This is a genomic window from Mesorhizobium sp. M7A.F.Ca.CA.002.05.1.1, assembly GCF_003998335.1.
Lineage (GTDB): Bacteria > Pseudomonadota > Alphaproteobacteria > Rhizobiales > Rhizobiaceae > Mesorhizobium.
The window spans coordinates 1-2,649 of record NZ_RZQI01000826.1; the positions used below are offsets into that span (position 1 = coordinate 1).

The 2,649-nt window shown below is 64.4% G+C and carries 2 protein-coding genes; one reads left to right on the forward strand and one right to left on the reverse strand.

The genetic code is table 11. The features are described 5' to 3' along the window. The coding region (locus EN939_RS29090; RefSeq protein ID WP_164751310.1) for a sensor histidine kinase at window positions 1–1,076 on the forward strand (1,076 nt) is incomplete at its 5' end. Window positions 1,077–1,169: 93 nt separating this feature from the next. On the opposite strand, the gene EN939_RS29095 is transcribed toward EN939_RS29090, so the two are convergent. After that, a partial coding sequence (locus tag EN939_RS29095; protein WP_127271136.1) for a bifunctional [glutamine synthetase] adenylyltransferase/[glutamine synthetase]-adenylyl-L-tyrosine phosphorylase occupies window positions 1,170–2,649 on the reverse strand: 1,480 nt, incomplete at its 5' end.

The following is a 2,649-nucleotide window of genomic DNA, read 5'->3' on the forward strand; positions in this document are numbered from 1 at the left end:
ACGTGATGCCGGGCACCGCGCGCGCGGCGCTGGAAGAACGCATGCTGGCCTTTGCTTCCGAACGGCGCCTTGCCCACACCAGCGGCCTGCAAGGCGGCGCCACTTTCGAGCGGCAGCTGGCCGACGGCCGCTGGCTGCAGGTCAACGAACTGAAGACCCGGGACGGCGGCATCGTCTCGGTCGGCTCCGACATCACCCAGATCAAGCTGCACCAGGAGAAGCTGGTCGACAGCGAGCGGCGGCTGATGGCAACGATCCATGATCTCAGCCTGGCGCGGCGAGCCGAGGAGGAGCGTTCGCGCGAACTGGTCGACCTCAACCGCAAATACATGAAGGAAACCGAACGGGCCGAAGCGGCGAACCGGGCCAAATCCGAATTCCTGGCCAACATGTCGCATGAGTTGCGCACGCCGCTGAACGCGATCATCGGCTTCTCCGAACTGATGGAGCAAGGGCTGTTCGGCCCACTCGGATCGGAGCGCTACGAGGAATATGCCACCGACATCAACAGCAGCGGCAAATATCTGCTGGGCGTCATCAACGATATTCTCGACATGTCCAAGATCGAGGCTGGCCAGTTCTCTCTGGACCGGGAAGAAATCGACCTCGGCCCGCTGATCAGCGAAACCGTACGCGTCGTTTCGCTGCAGGCGGCGCAAAAGGCCATCACCGTGGAAACGCGCATTGCCGATGCGCTGACGCTGGTCGCCGATCGCCGTGCGATCAAGCAGATCGTCATCAACCTTTTGTCCAATGCGGTGAAGTTCACCGGCCAGGGCGGCCACATATCGGTCAGGGCCCGCAACACATCCGGTGCGCTGGTGCTGACGATCGAGGACAATGGCTGCGGCATCCCCAAGGAGGCGCTCGGCAAGCTCGGACGGCCCTTCGAGCAGGTGCAGAACCAGTTCTCCAAGAGCCATGCCGGGTCTGGCCTTGGCCTTGCCATCTCACGTTCGCTGGCCGAGCTTCAGGGCGGCGCGCTGAAGATCCGGTCGAGCGAAGGTGTCGGCACGATCGTGTCGGTGCGCATTCCGGTGAAGAGGGCCGTGCTGGCGATCAAGGTTGCAGCGTGAGATTTTCCGCCGGCTCTATCTCTTTGCTTGAGCATCGGATTTCCCCAAACAGGGTCTCATTTTTGTCCGATACTCCGAACGACCGCTTCACGGTCATCCCGTACGAAGCAAAAGATCGAAATCCTTCCTGACCTTCTGCGACGTCTCCTTGAGGTGTGCTTCCAGCACACCGAAATCCGGCAGGTCGGTCACCGCCAGAAGCAGATCCGAAAGCCCCGGCGGAACGTCGTCGCGCTCGAAGGCTCCCGTGAGGCACAACCGCGTCATCTGGGTCAGCGCCAGATAGAGCGCGTAGGCATCGCCAAGCTCCTGCCTCACCCCGGCAGCCGCGAAGCCCGGTGCCAGGCGCGACAGGATCTCGGCGGTGCCGGTGGCGCGGCGCCCGGTCTCGACTTGCCCGGTAATGACGGCCACCTGGGCGATGAATTCGAGATCGATGAGGCCGCCGGGAATAAGCTTGATGTCCCAGAGATCGCGCGGCGGCTTTTCCTTCTCGATCATGGCCCGCATGTCCGCAGCCTCGGCCATCACCTTTGCAGCATCGCGCGGCTGGCCAAGTACAGCCGCTACTTCCGCTTCAACCTCGCCGCACAGGCTAGCGTCACCGGCTATGGCGCGCGCGCGGGCCAGCGCCATGTGCTCCCAGGTCCAGGCTTCCTGGCGCTGGTATTTCTTGAAGGCATCGATATGGGTGGCCACCGGTCCCTTGTTGCCGGACGGCCGCAGGCGCAGGTCGAGTTCGTAGAGCACCCCCTCCGCCGTCGGCGCGGACACCGCCGCGATCAGCCTTTGCGTCATGCGGGTGTAGTAATGCGAAGGTGCCAGCGGCTTGTCGCCATCGGACTCTTCGGCATCCGACGCGTGGTCGTAGAGCAGGATCAGGTCGACATCCGATCCGGCGGTCAGCTCGCGGCTGCCAAGCTTGCCCATACCGAGCAGCGCAACCACGCCGCCGGCAATGGTGCCGTGGCGTGCCGCGAATTCGGCCGTCACCGCCTGCAACGCAGCCTCGATGGTGAGATCCGCCAGATCGGAAAAGGCGCGGCCGGCCCGCGCCGGATCGATCGAGCCGGCGAGCAGCCGGACACCGATCAGGAATTTCTGCTCGGAGGCAAAAATGCGCAGCCGGTCGAGCACATCCTCGTAAAGCCGGTCGCCCTCGACGAAGGCGGAAAGCCGCGCCGACAGATAGGCGCGGTCGGGTAATTCGGTGAGCATGGCCGGGTCGAGCAAACCATCGAAGACATGCGGCCTGCGGGTGATGATCGCCGCCAGCCGGGGGGCGGCCCCCATGATCGTCGCCAGAAGCTTCAGCAGGGCAGGATTGGACTGCAGCAGGGAGAACAGCTGGATGCCAGCCGGCAGGCCGGCGAGAAACTCGTCGAAGCGCATCAGAGCTTCGTCGGCCCGGCGCGTCTGGCCGAAGGCGCGCAGCAGCGCCGGCGTCAGTTCCGTCAGCCGCTCGCGTGCCTCCGCCGACTGGGTGAGGCGATAGCGGCCGAAATGCCAGCCACGGATGACGCGGCAGATGTCGCTTGGCCGCTGAAAACCGAGCCCGTGCAAGGTCTGCAGC